The organism is Calditrichota bacterium (assembly GCA_013151735.1).
Lineage (GTDB): Bacteria > Zhuqueibacterota > JdFR-76 > JdFR-76 > BMS3Abin05 > BMS3Abin05.
This window is the reverse complement of record JAADHR010000095.1, coordinates 8902-10718: the sequence shown is the minus strand read 5'-3', so window position 1 is coordinate 10718 and position 1817 is coordinate 8902. Positions and strand designations below refer to the sequence as shown.

Here is a 1817-nt window from a genome sequence, read left to right as displayed (position 1 = left end):
CCCCAAAACGTCTCTTTTGAATTAAGGGCTTTGACGCCCTCGAAAATAAGAGAATAATTCTGCTCGTTGTCAGGATCGTAAAGCCGGCGGTAGCGTCCCCAGTGGTTTTGTGCATTCAGATAGATTCGCATCCAGCGATAGGTTTGATCCGCCTGCAGGCCGGCGGGATTTTGTCCAAAATCGTAAAAGTTGAGTTGATTGTCCGAATCCGGAAGGGCCAATTGCAGATTGCCCATGGCCGAAAGGCGGTTATCCCGTGCACACACATTTGTGGCAAGGAGTGCCCCTGAGAGAAGCACGAAGGCAGAGAAAAAAATGTGTTTCAGATATTTCAAAGCAAAACTCCGTCGTTAATCAGTCAAATTAAGGCCGATATTCGTACCCGGGTGTTGGATGAGGAATAATATGAAAATCCACCCGCGAATCGTCAGTATCCAATCCGGCATATTTTCTTTCAAGTGACATTCCCGAATATTTTACCAGACCCACCCCGGTAAAACCGCGGTCAATCCGGGGATCAAGCGTTTTTAGTGATGTGGGAGAGCTCTGATATTCTACCCCATCAATAACCGTGTCGAAATCAATTCCATCCTGATAGTTGACGTCTTCTCCGGTAGCGATGATAATTTCATCGCTGGTAAGCGAGATCAGAAAATCGATTCGTTCTCCTACTTTAATGTTGACAATATTCGGTACATCCGGATTGTCGGGATCCGAGGGGCTGTTTGGATTATAAAATTCCCAATCGGCATGAGACAAATCGATACTGCCCGGTATGATTTTTGAGTGATCAATGGCGTCTTGTGCCAGCACCACAAATGTGTGGGGCGGAACGGGATAGTCACGGCCAATGACCGGCGTACCGGGAAATTGAAAAATGTATGTGACCTTTGTGATATCGCGTGATAAACGGCACACGATCATTCCATCCAGGTAGGCCGTGTCATCTGCCGAATTGTACAATTCAATGAATTGGTCGTAAAAGTAGAATTCGTCGTTTGGCGGACCAACGGTGTACAACTCATTAATTTTCAGGCCCGGTTTGCTTGGAAAAAGATGAACCGTATCGATTACGGTGGTATTGGAAAGAACGTTCGACTTGGTCGAACCGACCAAAACCTTCAATGAATCCCACCGGCATGTGGCGCTGGCAATGTACGTTCCCGAAATCAAATTCTGAAATCGGGCCATTCCCTGATCATCGGTAAAACACGGAGGGATGGTTGCCAGGTATTGCGGACGCAGCTCCACTTTTGCGTTTTCCACCGGAATCCCCGGCAATTCGGGCGACTCCTTGAAATCGACATATACCTGCACTTCACCGTTGCCTTCTGCACAAACCGGTTTTTTTTGAGTACAGCTGGTAAAAAATGCCCATCCTAACAGACCTGAAAATATAAAAAAAAGCAAGATGTTGTTTTTAGAAAACACAATCATTCCTCGTTTAAAAATCACCTGCAGGGGTAATTCATAAATGACCCCTGCTTCCAAAATTTAGACCATTCCTAATTCTGTCCCTGGTATTGATACCCGGGGGTCGGATGAGGGATAATCCGAAAATCTACCGTGGAATTGTCCGTGTCCATTCCCGGATATTTTCTTTCCATCGACATCCCGCTGTACCGCGTGAGCCCCACACCGGCAAATCCCCGATCGACCCGCGGATCCAGGGTTTTCAGATAGGTGGGGGAACTCTGATATTCCACACCGTCCAGAATGGTGTCAAAATCAAGACCATCCTGATAATTCACATCTTCACCCGTGGCAATAGCCACCTCATCGTTGGTGAGAGCGATCATGAAATCCACGCGTTTGCC

Annotated in this window: 3 protein-coding genes; all 3 read right to left on the bottom strand. The window is 47.1% G+C overall.

Going from position 1 to position 1817, the window contains the following annotated elements; all coding sequences use genetic code 11:
* Nucleotides 1-335 (bottom strand): hypothetical protein (locus GXO76_06570; GenBank protein NOY77518.1); only part of this gene is annotated, 335 nt, incomplete at its 3' end.
* Between the two features lie 28 nt (nucleotides 336-363).
* Complete coding sequence (locus GXO76_06565) at nucleotides 364-1317, bottom strand: DUF4876 domain-containing protein (GenBank protein ID NOY77517.1); 954 nt, start codon at nucleotides 1315-1317, stop codon at nucleotides 364-366.
* Nucleotides 1318-1505: 188 nt separating this feature from the next.
* The coding region (locus tag GXO76_06560; protein NOY77516.1) for a DUF4876 domain-containing protein at nucleotides 1506-1817 on the bottom strand (312 nt) is incomplete at its 5' end.